This window comes from Streptomyces sp. NPDC059010 (genome assembly GCF_042740355.1).
Taxonomy (GTDB): Bacteria; Actinomycetota; Actinomycetes; order Streptomycetales; family Streptomycetaceae; genus Streptomyces.
Window position 1 is genome coordinate 190345 of the sequence record NZ_JBHYJA010000007.1, and the last position, 22677, is coordinate 213021.

25 protein-coding genes are annotated in these 22677 nt (G+C 71.1%); 13 read left to right on the top strand and 12 right to left on the bottom strand.

Translation table 11 applies throughout. The features are described from left to right. Positions 1 to 12: 12 nt before the first annotated feature. The 8 genes from ACFWYS_RS09665 to ACFWYS_RS09700 form a co-directional block, all read right to left on the bottom strand. Positions 13 to 1119, bottom strand: a complete 1107-nt coding sequence (locus tag ACFWYS_RS09665) for a DUF4192 domain-containing protein (protein ID WP_384765401.1) — start codon at positions 1117 to 1119, stop codon at positions 13 to 15. Then, positions 1116 to 1652: a hypothetical protein gene (locus ACFWYS_RS09670; protein WP_384765403.1), complete on the bottom strand. Its 537-nt coding sequence runs from the start codon at positions 1650 to 1652 to the stop codon at positions 1116 to 1118. Before ACFWYS_RS09670 ends, ACFWYS_RS09665 begins: the two co-directional genes overlap by 4 nt. After that, positions 1649 to 2680 (bottom strand): N-6 DNA methylase, encoded by a 1032-nt coding sequence (locus tag ACFWYS_RS09675; protein WP_384765405.1) that lies wholly within the window; start codon positions 2678 to 2680, stop codon positions 1649 to 1651. Before ACFWYS_RS09675 ends, ACFWYS_RS09670 begins: the two co-directional genes overlap by 4 nt. A gap of 96 nt (positions 2681 to 2776) precedes the next feature. Continuing rightward, positions 2777 to 3076, bottom strand: a complete 300-nt coding sequence (locus ACFWYS_RS09680) for a hypothetical protein (RefSeq protein WP_384765406.1) — start codon at positions 3074 to 3076, stop codon at positions 2777 to 2779. 67 nt (positions 3077 to 3143) lie between these two features. Beyond that, positions 3144 to 3770, bottom strand: coding sequence for a hypothetical protein (locus ACFWYS_RS09685; RefSeq protein ID WP_384765408.1), 627 nt, complete (start codon positions 3768 to 3770; stop codon positions 3144 to 3146). 84 nt (positions 3771 to 3854) lie between these two features. After that, positions 3855 to 4178: a hypothetical protein gene (locus ACFWYS_RS09690; protein ID WP_384765409.1), complete on the bottom strand. Its 324-nt coding sequence runs from the start codon at positions 4176 to 4178 to the stop codon at positions 3855 to 3857. A gap of 93 nt (positions 4179 to 4271) precedes the next feature. Further along, positions 4272 to 4859 (bottom strand): hypothetical protein, encoded by a 588-nt coding sequence (locus tag ACFWYS_RS09695; RefSeq protein ID WP_384765411.1) that lies wholly within the window; start codon positions 4857 to 4859, stop codon positions 4272 to 4274. A 38-nt stretch (positions 4860 to 4897) separates the two neighbouring features. Beyond that, positions 4898 to 5491 carry a hypothetical protein gene (locus ACFWYS_RS09700; protein WP_384765413.1) on the bottom strand — a complete coding sequence of 198 codons (594 nt, stop codon included), beginning with the start codon at positions 5489 to 5491 and terminating at the stop codon, positions 4898 to 4900. A 182-nt stretch (positions 5492 to 5673) separates the two neighbouring features. Here ACFWYS_RS09700 and ACFWYS_RS09705 point away from each other — a divergent pair, with 182 nt between their 5' ends. Then, complete coding sequence (locus ACFWYS_RS09705) at positions 5674 to 6201, top strand: NUDIX hydrolase family protein (protein WP_384765518.1); 528 nt, start codon at positions 5674 to 5676, stop codon at positions 6199 to 6201. Between the two features lie 62 nt (positions 6202 to 6263). Here ACFWYS_RS09705 and ACFWYS_RS09710 read toward each other — a convergent pair whose 3' ends face one another. Further along, the gene (locus ACFWYS_RS09710; protein ID WP_384765414.1) at positions 6264 to 6869 is read right to left on the bottom strand and encodes a TetR/AcrR family transcriptional regulator; all 606 of its coding nucleotides are present in this window, start codon (positions 6867 to 6869) and stop codon (positions 6264 to 6266) included. Between the two features lie 137 nt (positions 6870 to 7006). Here ACFWYS_RS09710 and ACFWYS_RS09715 point away from each other — a divergent pair, with 137 nt between their 5' ends. The 5 genes from ACFWYS_RS09715 to acnA all read left to right on the top strand — a co-directional run bounded on the left by ACFWYS_RS09715 (position 7007) and on the right by acnA (position 12994). Beyond that, on the top strand, positions 7007 to 7438 hold the full coding sequence (locus tag ACFWYS_RS09715) for a 4-oxalocrotonate tautomerase family protein (RefSeq protein WP_384765416.1): 432 nt from the start codon (positions 7007 to 7009) through the stop codon (positions 7436 to 7438). Further along, a complete protein-coding gene (locus ACFWYS_RS09720) occupies positions 7431 to 8441 on the top strand; it encodes a zinc-binding dehydrogenase (RefSeq protein ID WP_384765418.1) in 1011 nt (336 codons plus the stop codon). Before ACFWYS_RS09715 ends, ACFWYS_RS09720 begins: the two co-directional genes overlap by 8 nt. A gap of 12 nt (positions 8442 to 8453) precedes the next feature. After that, the gene (locus ACFWYS_RS09725) at positions 8454 to 9119 is read left to right on the top strand and encodes a PaaI family thioesterase (RefSeq protein WP_384765420.1); all 666 of its coding nucleotides are present in this window, start codon (positions 8454 to 8456) and stop codon (positions 9117 to 9119) included. Between the two features lie 197 nt (positions 9120 to 9316). Beyond that, a complete protein-coding gene (locus ACFWYS_RS09730) occupies positions 9317 to 10207 on the top strand; it encodes an FCD domain-containing protein (RefSeq protein ID WP_384765421.1) in 891 nt (296 codons plus the stop codon). 120 nt (positions 10208 to 10327) lie between these two features. Continuing rightward, positions 10328 to 12994 carry an aconitate hydratase AcnA gene (gene acnA / locus ACFWYS_RS09735; protein WP_384765422.1) on the top strand — a complete coding sequence of 889 codons (2667 nt, stop codon included), beginning with the start codon at positions 10328 to 10330 and terminating at the stop codon, positions 12992 to 12994. 75 nt (positions 12995 to 13069) lie between these two features. Here the strand turns inward: acnA and ACFWYS_RS09740 are convergent, their stop codons facing one another. Further along, on the bottom strand, positions 13070 to 13834 hold the full coding sequence (locus tag ACFWYS_RS09740) for a FadR/GntR family transcriptional regulator (RefSeq protein WP_384765423.1): 765 nt from the start codon (positions 13832 to 13834) through the stop codon (positions 13070 to 13072). Between the two features lie 552 nt (positions 13835 to 14386). Here ACFWYS_RS09740 and ACFWYS_RS09745 point away from each other — a divergent pair. Both ACFWYS_RS09745 and ACFWYS_RS09750 read left to right on the top strand, forming a co-directional pair. Further along, positions 14387 to 15067 carry a class I SAM-dependent DNA methyltransferase gene (locus ACFWYS_RS09745; RefSeq protein ID WP_384765425.1) on the top strand — a complete coding sequence of 227 codons (681 nt, stop codon included), beginning with the start codon at positions 14387 to 14389 and terminating at the stop codon, positions 15065 to 15067. 9 nt (positions 15068 to 15076) lie between these two features. Then, complete coding sequence (locus tag ACFWYS_RS09750; protein WP_384765427.1) at positions 15077 to 16843, top strand: SpoIIE family protein phosphatase; 1767 nt, start codon at positions 15077 to 15079, stop codon at positions 16841 to 16843. 109 nt (positions 16844 to 16952) lie between these two features. On the opposite strand, the gene ACFWYS_RS09755 is transcribed toward ACFWYS_RS09750, so the two are convergent. Together ACFWYS_RS09755 and ACFWYS_RS09760 are read right to left on the bottom strand one after the other, a co-directional pair. Continuing rightward, on the bottom strand, positions 16953 to 17381 hold the full coding sequence (locus ACFWYS_RS09755; RefSeq protein WP_384765429.1) for a hypothetical protein: 429 nt from the start codon (positions 17379 to 17381) through the stop codon (positions 16953 to 16955). A gap of 133 nt (positions 17382 to 17514) precedes the next feature. Then, complete coding sequence (locus ACFWYS_RS09760) at positions 17515 to 17889, bottom strand: ArsR/SmtB family transcription factor (RefSeq protein ID WP_384765431.1); 375 nt, start codon at positions 17887 to 17889, stop codon at positions 17515 to 17517. A 354-nt stretch (positions 17890 to 18243) separates the two neighbouring features. Here ACFWYS_RS09760 and ACFWYS_RS09765 point away from each other — a divergent pair, with 354 nt between their 5' ends. The 5 genes from ACFWYS_RS09765 (at position 18244) to ACFWYS_RS09785 (ending at position 22602) form a co-directional block, all read left to right on the top strand. Continuing rightward, on the top strand, positions 18244 to 19209 hold the full coding sequence (locus tag ACFWYS_RS09765) for a cation diffusion facilitator family transporter (RefSeq protein WP_384765432.1): 966 nt from the start codon (positions 18244 to 18246) through the stop codon (positions 19207 to 19209). Positions 19210 to 19284: 75 nt separating this feature from the next. Next, on the top strand, positions 19285 to 20091 hold the full coding sequence (locus ACFWYS_RS09770) for a hypothetical protein (RefSeq protein WP_384765434.1): 807 nt from the start codon (positions 19285 to 19287) through the stop codon (positions 20089 to 20091). Between the two features lie 51 nt (positions 20092 to 20142). After that, a complete protein-coding gene (locus ACFWYS_RS09775; RefSeq protein WP_384765436.1) occupies positions 20143 to 20913 on the top strand; it encodes a DivIVA domain-containing protein in 771 nt (256 codons plus the stop codon). Between the two features lie 259 nt (positions 20914 to 21172). Then, complete coding sequence (locus ACFWYS_RS09780; protein ID WP_384765438.1) at positions 21173 to 21847, top strand: hypothetical protein; 675 nt, start codon at positions 21173 to 21175, stop codon at positions 21845 to 21847. 86 nt (positions 21848 to 21933) lie between these two features. Further along, a complete protein-coding gene (locus ACFWYS_RS09785) occupies positions 21934 to 22602 on the top strand; it encodes a DsbA family protein (RefSeq protein ID WP_384765439.1) in 669 nt (222 codons plus the stop codon). Positions 22603 to 22677 lie beyond the last annotated feature (75 nt).

The window sequence follows — 22677 nt, forward strand, 5'->3', positions numbered from 1 at the left end:
AGGGCTGGTTGGTCAGTCGGTCGGGGTGGTGTTGCTCTGAGCGCGGGCGTGGCGCTCGGCCTTCGCGGTGCGGGCGATGGGGAGGAGGCTTGCGGCGTCGACGCCGTGGTTGATGGCCTCGTGGAGGGCGTCGGCGAAGTCGTCGTCGGGGTCGAGGGCGAGGGCATGCTGGAGGGCGTAGCGCGCGGTGGGGATGTCGTCCTGTCGCCAGGCGACTGCGGCGAGGAGGGTGAGTGCGGGGACGGCGGCGGCTTCGTACGGGGCGATGGAGCGGCGGGCGAGGAAGGCCCACAGGCGGCGGGCGTGGGGCAGGTCGTCGTCCTCGATGTGTTCGAGGCCGTGGTCGCGGGCCCATTCGTCGTTGAGGCCGTGGATGAGTCGGGCGGTGATGTCGTGGGCGAGTCCGGTGGCGCCGGCTCGGAAGTCGGCTATGGCGGTCTTTAGGAGCGTGTGGGTGGCCTGCAGGAACGTGCCGTCGTCGGAGGGGTTGGCGCAGTATCGGGCCCAGACCTCACCCTCGTTGTCGAGGGCGCGGAGCAGGTTGGCGGCGTCCTGCGGCTCGGTGGGCCGGAACTCTTGGGTGATCTCGCTGGTGCGGCGTCCGAGGGTCCAGCCGTGGTGGGCGAGTTGCGCGGCGACGCTGGTGGGGTCGTCGGGGCTGGGGAGCGTGTCGCCCTCGCAGCATCCGGGGAGGTGGCACTCGTATGCCCACCAGCGGTCGTCGACGAGGGCGATGGTCGACTGGACGGGGGCGCGGCCGATGTCGGTGAAGGCGTCGACGAAGTAGTCGGCCAGGGGCCGCAATTCCTCGGCGGTCTCCTCTGCGCTCTGGCCGGGGCGCGGGGTGCGGCAGAGGAAGACAACGATGTCCAGGACGTCGGAGTGTCCGGGCGCGTGTGTGATGTGGATGAACTTGGCCGCGAAGGCTGCGGCGGTTGCCTGCCAGGCGTCGGGGTCTTCGGGGAGCGACATGGTCATGGTCGGCCCGGTGCCGGTCCCGGTGGCAATGCGGCCGTGGAGGGCGATGCAGTCCTCGGGCTGGTGCCCGACGAGGAAGGGCAGGAGCTGGGCGAATTCGGCGGGGCCGTCGACCTTGATGCGGGGGTCTGGCGTGGTCACTTCGGGGTGCCTTCCTTCTGGGTCGAGTGGGCCTGCTGGGTGCTGGTTTCTGGGGCTGGCCCGTACGTGGTGGCGCGGATGCGTTTGGGCTTGGTGGTGAGGGAGCGGATGAGGCCGTCGCGCAGGACGGTGTCAATGGCCGCTGTGAGGTCGTCGGTGTAACGGATGGGGATGGTGCGGTGCCAGGTGCGGCCGGGTTGGAGGCGTGCGTCGTTGGCTGCCTGGGCCTCGGCCTGCTCTGTCTCCGTGCCGTCGGGGACGGGCGGTAGGTCGGGGCCGGCGGCGATCCAGGTCTGGATGATCAGGTCGCCGCCTTGGAGGCGCAGACCGATGTGGTGGCCTTCGGGGTGGGTGTAGGCAGCGGTGCGGTCGGGGGTCTCGGTGTCCTCCTTTGTCCAGGGCGCCTCCAGGTCGGGGACGAGCTGATTGAGCGGGTGCGCCGCGCCGGTGGGTTGGGGCAGCGCGAAGGCGGGTGGGCGCCTGTCCTGGGTGGGGGTGGCGCGTGGTCGTGCGAGGTCGTCCTCAATGCTCATGCGGCGGTCGTCTCCTTGCCGGAGATGAGGTCGTCCACGAAGCGGAAGGCGCGTTGGTGGGCGGCGATCGTGGTGGCGGTGTCCACGTAGCGGTCACGTTGCTCGAAGGCCTCTTTGGCTTCGGCGAGCGTCTTCGCGTAGCCGCCGTCTTCGAGGGCGAGGGAGTCGGCGCAGCCGATGAGGCACTTGGGGCCGAGGTCCCAGATGATCGCGTTGATGGCGGCGCAGGCTGCGGCGAGTGCGTCGATGTCGTTGCCGTACCAGAGGTAGTCGTGCGGGTTGAGGCCGAGGTAGCGCAGGCGTTGGGCGACGGAGCGGAGCATGGTGCCGGAGCCGACGGAGGGTTCGCGGATGGTCATGCCGGGCTGGGCGAAGTCCTTGTCCACGGTGATGTTGGCCATGAGGTCGGTGACGCTGGCTGGTGTGTGGTATTCGCCGCGCCACTTCTTGTCGCTCTTGTGGCGCAGGCCGGTCAGGAGCGGGCTGAGGACGTCGGTTTCAGCGCGCATGTAGGGGTCGTCGTGGCCGGTGAGGTCCAACAGGCCTTGGTTGATGGCGCGGTGGGTGACGGCCTGGACGGCGCGGAGTTGCTGGGGGTCGGGGTCGGGGTTCCACGTCCAGTCGTGCAGGCGCAGGGCGCGGTTGATCAGGTCCGGGCGGCTGATCCAGTAGCCGAGGTAGATCTCCTTGAAGAGCTGGGGCAGTTCGTGCGGCTGGAGGTTGAGGATCCAGTCGGCGAGGCCGGTGCCGACCTGGTGGGGCTGGCGTAGGAGCGCGAGTGCGGCGACGGTGCCGAGGGGTATGTCGATGCTGCTGCCGCCGTAGTTCTGGTGCCAGGCGTCGATGACGTTCTCGGCGATCTTGCGGGCGTGCTCGTGGGGGTTGCGTGGGGCGTAGGCCTTCCGCCAGGTGGTTGTGGTGGGGCGGCGTACGGCTGCCTTGGACTTGGGTGGGGGCTTCTTCGCCCACGAGGGCGCGGGCCGTGCGGCGGCCGGCGCCGCGGCGCGGGGCAAGAAGTCGTCGGACATGTCTGCGGATTCCTTTCTGCGGGCGTGTACGGCGCCGCCCCGGTGCGCGGGGTGCGCGGCCGGGGCGGCGGGGGTGGTGCTGTGGGTGGAGGGGCGTCAGCAGTCGGGGCCAGCGGCGAGCGCGGCTTTGATGGCGCGAAGCTCCACGCGGCGGGCGGCGTCCGGGTGCCCGGCTTGGTGCAGGCCGCTGATCAGGAACATCAGGGCAAACTCGTCCTCGCTCATGGCGTCGACCAGTTCCTCGAAGGAACTGTCGAGCAGCGCGGGCGGGCGGTTGGCGTAGCCGTGGCGCAGGGTGTTCTCGATGCCTGCGAGGGCTGCGGCGGTCTGCGCGGGGGTCAGGGCGAGGAGCTTGGACCAGGTGCGGAGGGTGTCGTCGTCTACCGGAAACTTCACGTGCGTTTGGCCTTTCGGGGTCGGGTGCCCAGGACCCGCCGGTGAGCGGGCCCGGGCACGCTCACGGTCAGGAGGTGAAGGGGGTGTTCCGGTAGTCGGGGTGGACGACGGCCCACAGCCCTGAGGGCATGGGTTCGGTGATGACGCCCCATCCGGCCCAGCGCATGACGGCGAGGTAGCCCAGGCGGCCGCCGGCGAAGCCGCTGCGGTCATCGCAGTCCGGATCGGGTGCGATGAGGATCCAGCCAGGCAACTCGTCGCAGGTGGGCAAGACCTGGAAGCCGGGGCGCAGTTGGTAGGTGCCGTCGGTGACGATGGGCGGCAGTCCGGCGGCGTCGAGGATGCGGATGGCCTGCTGGATGTGGGGGTGCTCGTGGTGCTCGGGGACGGTTCCGACGCCCTTGCGGATGACCTGCCGGGGCGGCTTGGCGCCTTGGCTGGCGTGGTAGATGTCCATGAGGAGCAGCGCGTCCTCGACGCGTCCGGCGAAGCGCATCGCGAGGTTGGCGACCACGGCGACAACATGGCGGTCGCCGCCCGTGAGGTGTCGGAATTGCTCGTCGGTCAGGTGCTGGAATTGGTTGGCGCGTATGACGGCGTGGGCGCTGGATGCCGCGCGCAGGGCGCGGGCGACGTATTCGGGTTCGATGCCGATGTGGTTGGCGAGGGTCTGAATTCCTCGGTTGTAGGTCATGAGGGTGGGTCTCCAAGAGGACGCTTGCGCGTATGGGTGCGCCCCCGGCCGTGGGCCGGGGGCGCGAGGTGAGGCGGGGTGGTGTTACCGGCAGCCGTGGTGTGTCAAGGCCTTGTTGAGTGCGAGGAGTTCGCTCGGGGTGAGAGGGCGGTCGATGATGCGCGTGATGCGGATTCCACTGTTTTGTTCGTCGGCCGCGACGGTGGAGAGGTGGTCGGCGTTGACGACGGTCCAGCTGACGCCATGGTGGGTGAGGACGCAGAATCGTTCGTCCTTGGAGATTTCCCAGTGGACTTCGGCGTCATGGAAGGCAGCAACGAGGGTTTCCTCGTCGGCTTTCGCCCTAGCGAAGGGGAGTTGTTCGTAAGGCAGTTTCCGCACCGCTTTCCCTTTCCGAGTGTTTGGCATTTCCGAACTTCTTACTTATATCTTAATGGCAAATACCCCAAGAGCAAGGTCCATGCATTTGAATTCGCATTTATTTTCCGCAAATTCAATTCCCTAATTTGCGGAAATTGGGATGAGTTCGGGCCACTGCACCGCTTCCAGGGCCCGCCGGTGGGTGTCCGGAACCGGGACCGTCGGGTAGCCGAGCCAGTCGAGGCCCATCGCGGCGAGGATCGTGGCGTCCGCCTGGTCGTACCGCCCCGGGCCGTCGCATTCGACGCCGTACCGCTCGACCGCCACGTTGCGCACCATGCCCTTGGCCACGCGGGACCGCTCCTTGCGGGGAAGGTGCTGTGCAGGATTCGCCCGCCCGGTCGCGTAGATCGTGCGGTGGTGGGGGTTGGCCACGGCATACGGGATGCGCTGGCGCCACAGGTACTGCGTCACCAGCCACCACAGTCCGGCCAGTTCGTGATGTCCGGCCTGCCCGCCCTGCGCGTACGCTGCGCCTTCGACCACCACCAGGTCCGCGCCGTCCTGCAGGCGCACCGCGAGGGCGGCCAGCAGCCAGTCGAGCCGCTCGTGGTTGCGCCGCTTTCCGGGCCGGGCCGCCAGCGCCCAGCCCGTTCCCGCGATCCCGGTCGAGGTCAGGGACAGGTCGAGGCCGATAACGCGCGGCTGCCACTGCCCTGCGGCCTGCACGCTGGGCAGCGTGACGGGCGCGCTCTGGGGTCGGGTGTTCACTGCTCGGCCTCGGCCGCCGCGGCGAGATGCTGGGTGATCAACCGGTCGGCCGCGATGGTGGCCTCGGCCTTCCGTCCGGCCGTCCACTCGCCGAAGCAGCCTTCGGCCGGCCCCCACAGGTACCACCCGGAGTCGTGGCAGCCATCCTTCGGGTTCTTCCTGCGATAGGCCAGTTCCCACCAGCCGTTGCGCCAGCGCCACAGGCGGCGTGGTTCGGCGTCGGGCATCCAGCCCGCGCGTTCGACCAGGTTCTGAAAGCGCGCCAGATCGACACGCATCAGGGCGTTGTCGCGGGCGACTTCCAGCGCGGGAGGCGCTGAAGGCCTGGCCTGCCCGCTGAGCAGGTAGGGCGTGTTGCCCAGTCGCCGTGCCAGTTCAGCAGCTCCGGCAGCCTGGTGCTCGGCACGCCGACGCGCCGAGCACCAGGCCAGGCGATAGCGGTGCACGCGGTCCAGTGCGTCGTCTTCCCGGGTGCGCGCCTTGTCGCGTTGGTGAGCGACGCGGCGCAGGACATGGGCCGCACCGTCGGCGCCACGCTGCTCCAGCCACTGGGCGGTGGCTTCTATCTCGGCTCCCACAGGGTGGTTCATCGTGAGTCCTTCGTGCGGCCGCCGCCCCCCCCCCGCCCCCCGGCGCGGCGGGGCGGGCGGGGGGGGGGCCGCCCGGCGACAACGCCCGCCGTCTCTACGGACTGTCCGCCGACACCGACCCCCGTCAGCCCCGCGACTGAGCGTTCGCAATTCCCGGAAAGTATGATCAAGCAATGTCTGACATGACCGAAACCACGCCCGGCTGGCTGTCCCCCGACGAGCTGGAGATGGCGCGCGCCCGGATGCCGATCCTGTATGTCGAGGCCGTGCCCGTGCGGGTCGACGACAGCGGCGAGGTCACCAGCATCGGCCTGCTGCTGCGCATCGGAGCGGACGGAACGGTCAGCCGGACGCTGGTCTCCGGCCGGGTGCTGCACCACGAGCGCGTGCGCGACGCCCTGCTGCGTCACCTGGAGAAGGACCTCGGCCCGATGGCGCTCCCCCGCGTCCCGACCTCCCTGCAGCCCTTCACCGTCGCGGAGTACTTCCCGACGCAGGGCATCACGCCGTACCACGACCCGCGTCAGCACGCGGTCTCCCTCGCCTACGTCGTCCCGGTCACCGGCGACTGCCGTCCCCGCCAGGACGCCCTGGACCTGGTCTGGTTCAGCCCGCAGGAGGCCCTGTCACCGGCGGTGCAGAGCGAGATGCCGGGCGGGCACGGGGTGCTGCTGAAGCAGGCGCTGGCCCATGTGGGCTGCGTGGGCTGACCGGCGCGCCTGCCACTGCCTGGCCCCGGCGCCCCCCTCCTCAGAGCCTGTGCGACAGGCTCTCAGGCCGGGCCGCCCACCGCGCCGACGATCAGCGCTTCGAGCTGCTCGGCGACCCGGTCCAGGGGCTCCATGCTGCGCTTGGCGCGGCTCATGGCGATCGCGCCCTCGACGGAGGCCACGATCAGGGCCGCCAGCCCCGGTGCCCGCTCGGCGTCGGCGCCGTGCGTGCGCAGCGTCTCGGCGAGCAGCCGCTCCCAGTCCTGGAAGGCCTCGGCCGCGGCGGCGAGGGCCGGTGGCGTCTCGTCGGCGGGCGGCTCCTCGACGGAGACGGCCAGCACCGGGCAGCCCGCGCGGAAGTCGCTCTCCACGACGATGCCGCGCCACAGGGCCAGGAAGGCCCGCAGACCGGCGACCGGGCCGGCGTCCAGTTGCCTGCGCAGGATGCCGGACACCGCCGCACCCGCGTACCGGACGGCCTCGGTGGCCAGCTGCTGCTTGCCCTCGGGGAAGTAGTGGTAGGTCGAGCCGAGCGGTGCCTTGGCGTGCTTGGCGACCTCACGGATGCTCGCGGCTTTCAGACCGCGCCTGCTGATCAGGTCGGCCGCCCCGGCCACGATGCGGTCACGTGACGGTGCACCGGCTGACGGTGCGCTGGATTTGGCCACGACCGTAACTCCCCTCTGGCTATAACGCTCGTCATAGTCTAGCGTGACCTTCACTTATAACGACTGTCATAGACGGTGTGCGGGCAGAACGCAGACCGTGCGCAGACAGTGCGCAGAACACGAGGGGAGACTTCGTCATGCCGATGATCCGGCTCACCGTCCCGGCGGGTTCGCTGACCGAGGAGGGCCGCAAGACCGTCCAGCGGGACCTGGCCGCCGTACTGCTGCGGTGGGAAGGGGCGCCCGACACGGCGTTCTTCCGCGCCCAGGCGTGGAGCTATCTCGTAGAGCTGCCGGAGGGGACGCAGACCACCGCCGAGGACGACGCGCCCCGCTTCCTGGTCGAGGTGACGGTGCCGCAGGGCGCCGTGTCCGAGCGGCGCAAGGCGGGGCTGGTCCAGGACGCCACCAGGACCGTGCTCGACGCCGCCGGGCTGACCCAGGACGACGCCCTGCGGGTGTGGGTGCTGGTGCACGAGCAGGCCGACGGCACCTGGGGTGCGGGCGGATCGGTGATCCGGTACGCCGACCTCGTGGCCCTGGCGAAGGGGCAGCGGGCCGATGCGTGAGCTGACCTACGTCGCCCGGCACACCGTCGAGTGGTGTGAGGCGCCCGACCCGAAGCTCGGCTCGGACCAGGAGGCGATCGTCGCCCCGGTGGCCGCGACCTCCTGCGACGTCGACTCGGCGATCCTGGCCGGGCATGGCTTCATCGACCCGCCGTTCGCCCTTGGCCACGAGTGCGTGGCCCGGGTCGTGGAGACCGGCGACGCCGTCACGACCGTGGCGCCGGGCGACCTGGTGGTGGTCCCGTGGTCCATCAACTGCGGCGCGTGCGACCGCTGTCGCGCCGGGCTGACCGCGCACTGCACGGCCGTACCGCACATGGCGATGTACGGCGCGCCCATCGGCGGCAGCTGGGGCGGGCTCTTCTCCGATCTGGTCCGGGTCCCATGGGCGGACGCCATGCTGGTGCCGCTGCCCGCCGATCTGGACCCGGTCGCCATGGCGTCGGCCAGCGACAACTGGTCGCTGTCCTGGCGTCTGGTCGCACCGCACCTCAAGCAGCGGCCGGGAGCGCGTGTCCTGGTCGTCGCCCGGGGCAGCATCGGCCTGTACGTGTGCGACATCGCCCGCGCGCTCGGCGCCGCCGAGGTGCTGTACGTCGACCCGGATCCCGCGCACCGGGAGATCGCCCGTGGCTTCGGCGCGGACACCGCCGAGACGCTGGAGCCCGTCCGGCCCGGGTTCGACATCGCCGTCGAGGCCACGGGGCGCGTCGACCAGCTCGCCCTGGCCGTCAAGTCCCTTGCCCCGGAGGGCATCTGCGAGTCCGCCGGAAACCACTTCCGGCCCGGCGAGCTGCCGCTGCTCGACATGTACCTCACCGGCGTCACCCTGCGCGTCGCCCGCGACAACGTCCGGGGCCACATCCCCGACGCCCTCGAACTGGCCCGCTCCGGCAAGGTCGACCCCCGGCGGGTCGTCTCCCATGTCATCGACTGGGAGCAACTGCCCGACGCCCTGCCCGAGAAGCACCTCAAGCCCGTCTTCGTCCGCACGGACGGCTGACCGAGAAACCCGATGAACGCACCACTCACCGAACACCCGCCGACGGCCGCCGAGGAACTGGACCACCAGCGGGCGGCGATCGCCGCACTGGGCCACGAACTGCGCGCCCTCGTCGACGCCACCGTACGCACGGCCGCCCCGGCCGAGGCCCTCCACCGGATGGCCGGCGAAGTCCGTCGGCTCACCGGGCAGCTGACCGGCCGGAGGCGGCTGCGCGCGGAGATCCCGGCCGTGGACGAGTTCCCCGGCGGAGTACGGATGTACAGCCCCGTCACCGGCCCCGGCAGCGCCCTCGCCCCGCCGATGCGGGTGACACCGGACGGCGACGGGGTCGTGGGCCACTGCACCCTCGGCATCGCCCACGAAGGCCCGCCCGGGTATGTGCACGGCGGCATGAGCGCCATGCTGCTGGACGAGCTGATGGGCTGGGCCTGCTATGCGGCGGGGACCCCCGCCATGACGGTCTCCCTGCGCACCCGGTACCACCGGCCTGTCCCGCTGGAGACCCCGCTACGGGTCCACGCCCGCGTCGCGGGCACGGAGGACCGCAAGATCTTCGTGGCCGGCGCGATCAGCACCGAGGAGGAACGCTCCACCGAACTGGTCACCGCGGACGCCGTCTTCGTCTCACCGGACCCGGACCGCGCCCGCGCCCTGTTCCCGGAGAGGTCGCCGTAGACGGGCACCGTACGAGACGGTCATCGGAGCCTCATGCCGTCCAGGCCATGCTGTATCAATTAATAGCTAGATACAATCCAGTTCCGATCCTTTCCCGGATCAGCCTCCATGGACGGGAACTGATGCACCCCTGCCGGTGACGGCCGGGTTCATAGGATGAGGCTCCGCCGACCCACCACGTGAAGAGCGCAGGAACGATGCCGAGGACCGACCTGACCACCTCCATGGCCACCCGGCTGGTGGACCTGATGCGTCGTCGCGGCCTCACGGAGGGCGCCCATGTCACCGAGCAGTGGGCGGCGGACGAACTGACGGTCTCCCGCACCCCGGTACGCAAGGCGATGCTGTTCCTCACCGAGGTCGGCATCCTGGAACGGCTCCCCAACCGCGGCTTCTTCCTCACCCGCGACGCGAGCACCCTCGCCCGTCCCGACCTGAGCGGCACCGAGGACGTGGAGGAGTCGGCGTACTTCGAGATCGCGGACGACTTCGTCGGCGGCCGGTTCGAGGGCTCCTTCACCACGGCCGACATCACCCAGCGCTACCGGCTCACCCCGCGCCAGGCGGACCGGGTGCTCTCCCGCATGGAGGGCGAGGATCTCGTGCGACGCAAGGCGGGCGGCCGGGGCTGGGAGTTCCAGCACGTCATGGCGACCGCCGAGGCACACGACCAGAGTTACCGGTTCCGGATGATCATCGAGCCGGCCGCGCTCCTCGAACCCGGCTTCACCGTGGACGCCGACGCCTTCGCCCGGCACCGGCGGCAGCAGGAGGCCCTGCTGCACGGGGACATCCTGCTACTGCCGCGGGCCGAACTGTTCCAGGTCAACGCGTCCTTCCACGAGATGCTGGTCGGCTGCTCCGGCAACCAGTTCCTGCTGGACGCGGTGCGCCGGCAGAACCGGCTGCGCCGCCTGATCGAGTACCGCCACCAGATCGACCGCTCCCGCCTGGCCAATCAGGCCCGGGAGCATCTGCACCTCCTGGACCTCGTGGAGAGCGGGGACCTCAGGGAGGCGTCCGCCTTCCTGAGCACGCATCTGGACAAGGTGCGGTCGATCAAGACGGGGATCGGCGCGGAGGACTAGCCCCTCGGTGCGCTCGCCCTCTTCCCGCACGGCTGGATTGATTGTATTAATGAGCGACATAAGACAATGGGGCTGGGAACGACAACGACTCCGTCGCCCTCTCCACGACCGCAGGGGATCATGAACGCCGACCGCACCGCCGTACTCACCCTGGAGGGCCGCTCCTACCGCTGGCAGCCGCTGGAGCGGATCCTGCCGACCGCGGAGCTGGACGCCCTCCCGTACGCGATCCGCGTGCTGCTGGAGAACGTGGCCCGCCGGGCACCGGAGGCGCTGGCGGACGTGGTGGCCCGGGCGCGTGCCATGAGCGGCTCGTGCGAGGTGCCCGTGCATCCGAACCGGATCATGCTGCACGACACCACCTGCCTGCCGGCCCTGGCCGACTTCGCGGCGATGCGCGACAGCGTGGCCGAACTCGGCGGCGATCCCGGGCGGTTGCAGCCGTCCCTCCCGGTGGACCTGACCGTGGACCACTCGGTGATCGTCGAGGAGTACGGCCGTGCCGACGCCGTCGAGCGCAATCTGCTGATCGACTTCGGGCGCAACGGCGAGCGGTACGAGATGGTCAAGTGGGCCGAGCGCAGCGTGCACAACTTCCGAGTGGTCCCGCCCGGCACCGGGATCATCCACCAGGTCAACATGGAGGCGCTGGCCCGCGTGGTGTGGGTGACGGACCCGGCGGACCCGGCGGAGGGCGAGCGGCCCGAGCCTCCGTTCCTGCACCCGGACGTGCTCGTCGCCACCGACAGCCACACCCCGATGATCAACGCCCTGGGTGTCGTCGGCTGGGGCGTCGGCGGGCTGGAGGGGCAGGCGGCCATGCTGGGCGAGCCGGTCACCATCCCCTACCCGGAGGTGGTGGGCGTCCGCCTGACCGGCCGGCTCCGCCAGGGCGTGGGCGCCACCGACCTCGCCCTCACCCTGACCGAACTCCTGCGCGCCCACGGCGTGGTGAACAAGTTCGTCGAGTTCTGCGGCGACGGCGTCACGACACTGGGCTGGGCCGAGCGCGCCGCCGTCTCCAACATGGCACCGGAGTACGGCGCGACCTGCGTCTTCTTCCCCTACGACGACGAGACCGCCGCCTATCTGCGGCTCAGCGGCCGCGAGGAGGAGCACGTCCGGCTGGTCGACGCCTATCTCGACGCCCAGGGACTCAAGCGCACCGACGACCGCCCCGTCCCCCGCTACGACCAGCTGCTCGACCTCGATCTCGGCACCGTCGAGCCCAGCGTGGCGGGCCCGGACCTGCCGCACCAGCGGCTGCCGCTGTCGCGGGTCCCGGCGTCGTTCCGGCAGGCGGCGGGACGACCCACCACCGAGGCGGGCCCGTTCGGTGAGCCGCTGCCCGAGGCGCCCGTCGCCATCGCCGCGATCACCAGCTGCACCAACACCGCCAACCCGGCCCTGATCGTGCAGGCCGGTCTGCTCGCCGAGCGGGCGTCCGAGCGGGGCCTGACCGCCAAGCCGTGGGTCAAGACCTCGCTCTCGCCCGGCTCACGGGTCGTCGAGGAGTACCTGCGCGCGGCCGGGCTGCTGCCCGCCCTGGAGGGGACCGGCTTCCACATCGTCGGCTTCGGCTGTATGACCTGCATCGGCAACTCTGGCCCACTGCACCCGGACCTGGAGCGGCTCGCCGAGGCGGGCGCGGCCGAACCGGTGGCCGTGCTGTCCGGCAACCGCAACTTCGCCGGCCGGGTCAACACCCGGGTCTCCCTGTCGTATCTCGCCTCCCCTCCGCTGGTCGTGGCCTACGCGCTGGCCGGCTCGGTGCTGCACGACTTCGACACGGAGCCCCTGGGGACCGGCCCCGAGGGCGACCCGGTCTTCCTCAAGGACCTGTGGCCGTCCGACGAGGAAGTCGCCGCGTGCGTGGCGGAGTTCGTACGGCCGGAGATGTTCCGCGCCAACGTCGCGAACATCCGGCGGGGCACCCCGGCCTGGCGGGAGATCGAGGCGCCCAGCGGTACCCGGTTCCCCTGGCACCCGGAGTCGACGTACATCCGCCGTCCCCCGCATCTGACGGACCTGTCCGCCTGTCCGCCGGCCGAGTTGAGGATCGACCGGGCCCGGATCCTGCTCCGGCTCGGCGACGACATCACCACCGACCACATCTCCCCCGCCGGCGCGATCCCGGCCCGCAGTGCGGCGGGGCAGTGGCTCGCCGAGCGCGGTGTCGCCCGCCGCGGCCTGAACCAGTACTCCACGCGCCGCAGCAACCACGAGGTCATGCTGCGCGGCGCCTTCACCAACGCGGCCGTCACCAACCTGCTCCTAGACGGCGACGCCGCCGCACCACCGGGATCCGGTGGCCACGCGTACACCGCCGACGGCGCCCTGGTGCTGCCGGTCCATCAGGCCGCGCCCACCTATCGAGCGGCGGGCTACGACCTGGTTGTCGTCGCCGGGCACAACTACGGGGCGGGCTCCAGCCGGGACTGGGCCGCGAAGGCGCAGGCGCTGCTGGGCGTACGCGCGGTCGTCGCCGGGTCGTACGAGCGCATCCACCGCAGCAACCTGATCGGCATGGGCGTACTGCCCCTGGAGTTCACCGAGGGCGACGACGCGTCGTCCCACCCCTTCACCGGCGAGCAGGAGCTGTCCTTCGAGGGTCTCGACAGCCTGACCGTCGGCACGAACCGGGTCACCCTCCATCTGCGGGAGGCGGAGGGCTGCCATGGCAGGGTGGAACTGCGCCTGCGGATCTTCTCCCGCCAGGAGCTGGCCTATCTCCGGCACGGCGGCATCCTGCCGTATATCGCCCGCCGCGCCCTCTCCACGTCATGAGGCTCACCGACGGGCCGCCGCCATCCGGGCGGCCCAATCGGTTAACCGGTTGACGTATAGCTGGCTACCTCACCCTCACGCCCGGCCGAGCCGGGCCCGCAGCCGTCGCGTCGCCGAGTCCATGTGGGCGTGCATCGCGGCCCGCGCGGCCCGGGGGTTCTTGGCCCGTACGGCCTTCAGCACGGCCTCGTGCTCATCGAGCCGCCCCTCCCCCGGCTTGCGGATGTTCTGCCGGATCCACACCGCCACGAGGGTCTCCAGGCGGGCCTGGAGGCCGGCCAGCGCGCCGTTGTGCGAGGCCTGGGCCAGGGCCCGGTGAAAGGCCAGGTCGGCCTCCAGATAGCGCTCCGGGTCGGCGTGTTCGGCGGCCATCCGGGCCAGATGCGCCTCCAGCGCGGTGACGTCGTTCTCCGTCCTGCGCAGGGCGGCGAGTTCCGCGAGGTCGACCTCCACGCACGCGCGTGCCTCCAGGAGCTCGTCCATGGTGTGGTCGCCCAGCATCAGTCCCCACTCCAGGACCTGCGGCAACAGGTCCGAGGTGGCACCCCGCACATAGGTGCCGTCGCCCTGCCGGATCTCCAGGAGACCCAGCAGCGACAGGGACTTGAGGGCCTCGCGGACCGCGGAGCGGCCCACCCCGAAGGTCTCCGCCAGCTCACGCTCGGGCGGCAGCCGGTCACCGGCCCTGAGCTGGCCCGACGTCAGGAGATGGTCGAGCAGACGGCGTGCCACCTCCACCGCCGGAGTCTGCGGCTGCGCCCGTTCGATCCGTGCAAGCCCGGCCATGCCCGCGGCCTCCCCGCTCTGGTGGTCCACCGGCGCGGCAGGACTGTCGCGCACGACCCAAAAGTAACGCAGCAGGAATGGTTGACAGGTGGACCGGTTGAAGTCATGGTCTTCATCGTCTTCCGGAAGCCACGCAAGCTGCACCGGCACCGTCGCGCCCCTCACGAGAAGAGCCCCCCATGTCTCCCCCCGTTCCGGCACGCCGTCCCGCCGCGGGGTTCTGCGCGCCGCCGCCGTCGGAGCCCTCGGCGTCACCGGCAGCGCGCTCGGCGGCTGCACCAGCACGGACGCGAACGCCGCCGCACAGCCGAACCCCGCGTACTACCCGGCCTCGTACGAGAAGCTCGTCGACGCCTCGCGCCGCGAGCGGAAGCTGCTGATCTACTCCGAAGATCAAGCAGTGCTCCTACACGGGCGCCCGCTTCGAGTACGCCCTCTGCGTCGACGGCCTCGACCTCACCGCCGAGAGTCCGGTCCGCCATGAGGGCGAGGAGATCAACCTGCTGATCCGGCCCGAGGACTGTCTGCTGTACCCGGCGGCCGACTGATCCGCACAGTAGGTATAACTGTGAAAAAATCGCGCATAAAGCCTAAAGGAGGTGCTTTGTGAGCAGTCCCGGCGACCAGCTCGGCTACGGGAGCCTGCCGCTCGACCGGGGCGGCCAGGCCGAGGCCTTCGACGCCATCGGCGACCGCTACGACGAGGCGTTTCCGCACAAGGAAGGGCAGGTGGCGTCCGCCGAGTGGCTGATCAGGTCCCTGCCGGCCGGGGCCCGGGTGCTGGACCTGGGCTGCGGCACCGGGATCCCGACCGCGCTCCAGCTCTCGGAGGCGGGCCTGGACGTCGTCGGTGTCGACCTGTCGGACGGGATGGTCGCACTGGCCCGCAAGAACGTGCCCGGCGGGGTCTTCCACCGGGCGGACATCGCCGATCTACGGCCCGGCGGCCCGGTGGACCTCGGCCGCTTCGACGCGGTGGTGGCCTTCTTCTCCCTGCTGATGCTGCCGCGCGCCGAGATCCCCCTGGCACTGCGGACCGTCCACCATCTGCTGGCTCCGGAGGGCCTCTTCGCGCTGTCGATGGTGGAGGCCGACGTGGACGACTTCATGATCCCGTTCATCGGCACCACCATCCGCGTGTCCGGCTATCTGCGGGACGAGCTCCGCGAGGTCGTCGAGGCGGCGGCTTTCGAGATCGTCGAGGAGACGTCGTACACGTACGCCCCGTCGGCCGCGGACGTCCAGCCCGAGGTGCAGATCTTCCTGCGCTGCGGGCGGCGCACCTGACGACGCCCGATGCGGACCCGCGCGGCTGGAAGGACAGGCGTGACGAAGGACCTCGGAGCCGACCCGGTCGAGCCGCAGAGCAACCGGCTCCGCTACCTCGATGCGGCGACCCGGCAGATCGCCCGGGGCATGAACCTCGACGAGACGTTGCAGGAACTGTGCCGGGCCGCCGTCCCGGCGTTCGCCGACACCGCGTTCGTCCATCTGTACGCCCCGCTTCCGGTCGGCGACGAGACCGCCGCCGCGCCCCGGGTCCTCAAGCTGCACACCGCGGACCGCGCCCCGTTTCGCCGGGCGACCGCACAGCGGTCCGGACCCCGCGCGCCCACCGCCGGCCCGGTCCAGGCGGCGGAGGCCGTACACCCTGCGGCAAACGGCCTGCTCACCAAGCTGCTCCGGGCCGGCCGCCCGGTGATCGCGGACACCCGGGACATCGCGGCCGCGCTGTCCGAGCTGCTGGCGGCCGACTCCGCGTCCCGGACCGAGGTGACCGGACGACGCCTGATCCTGGCTCCGCTGCACGGCCGCAACCAGGTCATGGGCAGCGTGGTCCTCATCCGCGAAGGTGACCGGCCGGCGTTCACCGAGGACGATCTCCTCGTCGCCTCCCAGCTCGCCACGCACACCGCGCTCGGCATCGACAAGGCGGTGCTGTACGCCCGCGAGGCCTCCGTCGCCGACGCCCTGCAGCGCACCATGCTCCCGCCCTCGCTGCCCGAGCCGGCCGGGGTCCTGCTGGCCAGCCGCTATCTGCCGTCCTCACGGACCGCGCAGGTCGGCGGCGACTGGTACGACGCGATCCCGCTGCCCGGCAACCGTGTCGCCCTCGTCATCGGCGACGTGATGGGCCACTCCATGACCTCGGCCGCGATCATGGGCCAGCTGCGCACCATCGTGCAGACCCTGGCCGGGCTCGACCTGCCCCCGGACGAGATCCTGCACCACCTCGACGAGCAGGCGGAACGCCTGGGCAGCGAGCACACGGCGACCTGTCTGTACGCCATGTACGACCCCGTACTGCACCGGCTGCTGATCTCCAACGCGGGCCATCTGCCGCCGGTGCTGCTGCGCCCCGACGGCGGCACGGAGGTGGTGGAGGTTCCGCCCGGGGCGCCGATCGGGGTGGGCGGCGGCGGGTTCGAGTGCACCGAGCTGCACGCACCGGCCGGGGCGACGCTGCTGCTGTACACCGACGGCCTGGTCGAGTCCCGTGACTCGGACGTACTGACCGGGGTGGAGCGCCTGCGCGGATGCCTCCAGGCAGCCGCCGCGCAATCCACGCCCCCGGCGCTGGAGCTGCTCTGCGACCAGGCACTCGGCACGCTGGGCCCGGGAGACCGGGACGACGACGTCGCCCTCCTCGTCGCCCGCTTCCAGGGCATCCTCCCGGAGACCGTCGCGTACTGGTACCTGGCCCCACGCCCCCAGACCGCGGGCCAGGCCCGCCGGCTGACCCGCAGGACCCTGCACGACTGGGGCCTCGACTCCCTGGTGGAGTCCACCGAGCTCCTGGTCAGCGAGGTCGTCGCCAACGCCGTACGCTTCGCCTCCCGCCCGCTCGTCCTGCGCCTCCTGTGCACCGACGTACTGCGCTGCGAGGTCGAGGACGACTCCCCCCTGGTCCCCAGAATGCGCCACGCCCGACTGAGCGACGAGGGCGGCCGGGGACTGTTCCTGGTCGACCAACTGGCCCGGCGCTGGGGGGCGACGCGGGTGAGCACGGGGAAAGTGGTGTGGTTCGAGCAGCCGTTGCCGTCGGACGAGGACTCCGGCTGACGGGGCGGGGGCCGGTCCGCTACCCGGGTGTGCTCGTCACCGTCACCGTCCGGTTCCTCGCGGCGCTCGGGTATGGCGCCTCCCGCTGGCAGGCGGGGTTGACGGAGACTCAGCAGAGGCGCGACAGGTCCGGCCACCAGCGGGGGTGTTCGGACACGACGGCTCGCAAGGTCGGACTGCGGTCGAGCACATATCGGCAGTACGAGGCCCAGTCCTCCTCGGACTCGTTCTGCGGGATGCGCCGGGTCACTTGGATGCCGCTGTCCAGCACGTCCGCCAGCATCTCGGCGATCGTCAGCACCCGCTCACGGCCCAGTTCGTCCGTGGGCAACGGCCGTCCCTCGTAGATACAGGCCCGCGTGCCCGGGTACTCCAGCATCTTGAAGTGGATCTCACGTATGCCCGTGTAGGTGTGGTCCAGGGACTTGGTCCCGGCGAGGTTGTTGCTCGCCTTCACCTGCCTTGAGACCGCCCTCGTCTGCACGGCAAGGAACACCAGAGACACGATCAGACCCGCGAGACCCCCGATTGCCGTCACCGTCGCGACCATGCTTCCCCCTCCCCTGTGGGACAGAAGCATGCCCGCAACGAGGCGTGATCGGCACGGCACAGCAGGCCGCGAGCGACCCGACGAGCAGGACCGCCGCCAGGAGCCACCACCTCCGGGGGAGTCAGCCGCGCTCCGGGTGAATGACCGGTGGCGCGTGATCGTGGTGGGTGACGGCCACGTCGAGCAGCAGGCGCACATGGGCATCGCCCAGCCGGTAGTAGGCCAGTCGGCCGGTGCGCCGGACCTGCACGGCTCGGTGGGCGCGCAGCAGGCGCAGGTGATGGGAGACGGCGGATTCGCCCTGCTCGCAGACGGCGGCGAGATCACGTACGCAGAGTTCCCCTTCCAGCAGGGCCAGGAGGAGCTTGAGCCGTGCCGGGTCGGCGAGCAGGGCGAAGACATCGGCGACATCGGCCACATCCGCGTCGCACGGCAGGGAATCGCGTACCGCGTCCAATCGCCCCGCGTCGTAATGCGGTTGCACCTGCCCGGCCATAACGCTCCATTCACCCGCACCCGCTCAACCCTGCAGGTGTTCACCTATAGCAGCGCCGGGCGGGGCATCCGCCTTTTCGTCCTCCGGTGTGCAGGGAGTGACGCCGCAGGCGAACACGCGAGCCCGGAATCGGAATGAGTTCGAGCGGCATTCACCCTGAAGAGCTGAATGCCTGAACAGTCGTTTGTTGGTTCGACGCGCATGGGCAGCCACTCTTCGCAAACGCCGCAGTATTCACCAAACGGTGTTTTCTTCCGCTCCGCGACTTCTTCCGCTCCGCGACTTCTTCCGCTTCGCGTTTTCTTCCGCCACCGCGATGCGAACCGCCTCACGAAAACGAAAGGACAGTCGCTCATGGCCCCGCACGGCAAGGATGCCCATGCCCCGCACGGGCACGGCCATCAGCACGGCGTGAGTGCGCAGGCCGACCGCCGCTACCTCACCGCAGCTCTCTTACTCATCGCCGCCTACATGGCCGCCGAAGTCGTCGTCGGCCTCATCGCCCGGTCCCTGGCGCTGATTTCGGACGCCGGGCACATGCTCACCGACACGGCCGCCATCGTCCTCGCCCTGCTCGCGATGCGCCTGGCCGCACGGCCGCCCAGGGGCGGTTTCACCTACGGCCTCAGGCGGGCGGAGATCCTCTCCGCCCAGCTCAACGGACTCACCCTGCTGGGGCTGGCCGGATACTTCCTGTTCGAGGGAGCGCGGCGGTTGCTGGACCCGCCGCCCGTCGAGGGGCTCTTCGTCGTGGTCACCGGGGCCGTCGGCGTCGTCGTCAACATCGCCGCGACCTGGCTGCTGAGCAAGGCCAACCGCACCAGCCTCAACGTGGAAGGCGCCTTCCAGCACCTCCTCAACGACCTCTACGCCTTCATCGCCACCACCCTCGCCGGCCTCGTGGTGTGGCTGACCGGCTTCACCCGTGCCGACGCGATCGCCGCCCTCGTCGTCGCCGTCCTGATGCTCAAGGCGGGCTGGGGCCTCGTCCGCGACGCCGCTCGGGTGTTCCTGGAGACGGCGCCGACCGGACTGGACCCGGCCGAGGCAGGCGCCCGGCTCGCCGCCCTGCCCGGGGTGACCGAGGTCCACGACCTCCACATCTGGGAGATCACCTCCGGCTACCCCTCGCTGTCCGCACACATCCTGGTCGGCCCGGCCGCCTCCTGCACGGCGGTGCGCGAGGCCGCCGAGGAGCTCCTGCACGACGTCTACGGCATCGCACACATCACGCTCCAGGTCGAGCAGGCTCACCCGCCACCGGCCACGCACTGCCCCGATCCGCACGGTCCCGCCTACGCCGGTGATCCCGCCCGCTGACCGGCGCCAGGCTCGCGCAGTCTCCGCCCGGCCTGGCGCCTCTTCCCCCACGAACCACTCCAGGAGAAACACCCGATGGCAGCCAGCGAACCGATGCAGCACCTCACCGGCATCACCCCGGCGGGCACCTGGGGCGCCGCCGTGCTCATGGCCGCCGCCACCCTGGCGGGCGCACTGATCGCACGCCGCTCCGTCGCGCAGTCCTCCTATCTGCTGGCCGCCGCCTCGGGCATGATGCTCGCCACCGCCCTGGTGGACCTGCTGCCCGAGGCGTGGGAGGGCGGCAGCGAGGCGGGCGTCTCCCTGTGGTTCCTGGCCGCCGTCGCCGTGGCCGGCTATCTGGTGATGTTCGCCATCACCCGGGACGGCTGCGGCTGCGCGGCCGACTCGGCCGCCAAGGCCGTGGGCGTCGGCCTGCACACCCGTGGCCTGCACCGCCGGGTCAGAAAGGCCGCCGGTGCCCTGTCCGCCGGCCTGGGCACGGCCGTCGCGCTGAGCTCCCACCGCATCATCGAAGGCACCACGCTGGCCCTCGCGTTCTCCCTGCCCGTGGTCGCCACCCTGGCCATCGCCTCCGCCAGCGACGGCCTCGCCCTGGCCACCATGCTCCGCGAGACCGGACAGAACCTGACTCCCTGGCTCGCGGTCACCTGTGTCGGCCCCGCTGTCGGTGTCCTGATCACCACCGTCCGCCCGCTGCCGGCCGTCGTGCTGCCCGTGGTCCTCGCCCTGGTCGCCGGTGTCATCCTGCGGATCGCCGCCATCGGCCTCCAACTCGTCGTCCAGCGGCGGCAGAAGGGCCGCCTGGCCCACTGGCACCTGGCGACCGCCCTGGCCGCCGCCACCGCCATGGGCGGGTTCGTGCTCGCCGCCGCCCACTGACCCACCGCTCCGATCGCAGTCAGTCCGTCAGCAACAGAGAGGTACCGACCCGTGGGCGACGCATGCTGCGAGGACACCCCGGACACCGAAGCCGTCCCCTCCTCCGACACCGAACGGCACCCCGACGTGCCCGGCAGGCAACGGCCCCTGCTCACCTCTGACGACGTACACCACCAGTTGTTCCCCACCGTGCGCCTGCGCGAGGGCTACGAACTGGGCGCCGTCGACTCCTTCCTCCACGTCGTGGAACGCACGATCGACCGGCTCCACAAGGACAACGCCGCCCTGCGCGCCGAGCTGGCGGCCGCCCAGTACGGTCAGCGGCCCTCGCCTCCGGCGAGCGAGGCCGCGGCACGTGTCCTCCTGCTCACGGACCAGACCGCCCGTCAGGCCATCGAAGGCGCACAGGCCGAGTGCGCCCGCCTGCTCGGCGACGCCCGTGCCCAGGCCCGGCGCACCGAGGAAGAGGCCCGGCTGCGCGCCGACCGGATCGAGCGGGCGGCCGCCCTGCAGTCGACGGAACTCGACCGGCGTGCCCGTGACCAGCACACCGAGCTGGAGCAGTTGCGAAGTTCGGGCGCCGTTCTGCGGCAGCAGCTCGGCGAACTGCGCGACCTGCTGGCCGAGTGCCGTAGGAGACTGGCCGGGGATCTCGACAGCCGACTCGACGACATCGAGCGCCGCGCCGAGCAGTTCCTCGTCCCCCGCCAGGCGCCGCCCGCCGCCCCGGACGAACCCCTCGTCCCGGCCTGGCGGCCCGCTCAGCACGACGCCCCCTCCACCGCCGGTCAGGCGCTGGACCGTTACCGCGACGCCGGTTAGCCGGGCATACGACGCCGCACGAGTGGGCGGCCGGGCCGTACGCCCGCACCCACGCGTCCCGCCCGAACCGCACCCACCAAGCTGTGCCGTCCCGCCCGGCAGCGGGGCGGCACAGCTCGCCGCACCGCCGCACGGACCCCGGCGACGAGCCCCGCGCTCAGCGGCGGGTACGCTGCCGTGCGATACGGCTCCCCCCTGCCTCGTGCCCACCGCTCGATCGCCCGCCGGACCTCCCTGAAGCCCTGAAAGCCGCACCGCCATGCGCCCGTTCGCACCGCCCCGCTCCTGCGCCGCCCCGGCGTACGGAGTGCTGCGCGGGATGCGGGCCGGCGTGCTGGCGGCGTTGTGCGTGCTGCTGCCCGTGGCCGGGCACGTGCTGTCGCAGGGGCACACACCGCGCTGGGCCGTCGTGGCGACGACGGGCGTCGTCGCCGTCCTCGGCGCGGCCGTCCTGACCCGGCGACGGCTCAACGACACCCAGCTGCTCGTCGCCCTCGCGGCAGCGCAACTGGCCCACCACGCCGTCTACTCGCTGCCCGGCGTCTGCACCGCCGTCACCGTCCGGGGCGGCAGTCCCGGCGGGCTGTCCTGGCTGGTCGAGCACGACACGGTGGCCGGCCCTCCGCCCGGCATGGTGCTGGCCGGGCATCTGCTCACCCTGCTGCTCGCGGCCCGGCTGCTCGGCATCACCGAGCGGCTGCCGTGGCAGCGCAGGCCCCTGCTGGCGGCCGTACGCCGACTGCTGCTGTTCCGCTGGCCGCTGCTAGGCCGCACCGACGCGACGGGCCCGCAGCCCCCCATCCGCACGAGCGCCGCGCCGCTGAGGCCGGCCGCATCGGTACGCCTCAACGAGGGCCGGGCACCGCCCCACCGCGGGATCAGTCCGCACGCCCTTTACCGGCCCCTGCCGCTCGGCGCTCCCTGCCTGCCCTGACGGGCGGTGCACGAGGACCAGCCGCCGTACCTCGGCGGGCCGGCCAGGCCCACCCCCACCGAGGAATCATGAAGACGTTCAAGAGCATGAAAAAGTTCAAGAGGCAGTTGTTCGCCGTCGTAGTCCTCGTGGCCGGCTTCGCCGCCGCGATCGGCTCCTACCTGCTGTTCAAGCCGGACGACCGCGGCAGCGGTGGCCTCGACGTGCGGCCGGTCGCCGAGGCGATGGCCGTGCGCGACAACAGCCACCGGCTCACCACTCCGAAGAAGAGCGAACTGACCGTCGTCGAGTTCCTGGACTTCGAATGCGAGGGATGCGGCGCGTTCTACCCGGTCGTGGAGAAGCTGCGCGAGGAGTACGGCGACCGGGTCACCTTCGTGGCCCGCTACTTCCCCATGCCCGGCCACCGCAACGGCGAACTCGCCGCCCGCACCGCCCAGGCCGCCGCCCACCAGGGCAAGTTCGAGGAGATGTACAGCAAGCTCTTCACCACCCAGAAGGAATGGGGGGAGGCACAGGAGTCGAAACAGGACGTCTTCCGTGACTACGCGAAGCAACTCGGCCTGGACATGGCACAGTTCGACACCGCGCTCGCCGACCCCCGGGTCGCCGAGCGCGTCCGGACCGACCAGCGCGACGGCCTCGGCCTCGGCGTCCAGGGCACTCCGACCTTCTTCATGGACGGGGAGATGATCCAGACACCCGGCTCCTACGCGGCGTTCAAGAACCTCATCGACGCCCGGCTGGCCGACTGACCAGCACAATCGCGCCCCCGTGCCCGCCTTCCGCTGTGAACACCCCACACGGCCCCGACGTATACGACAAGGTGG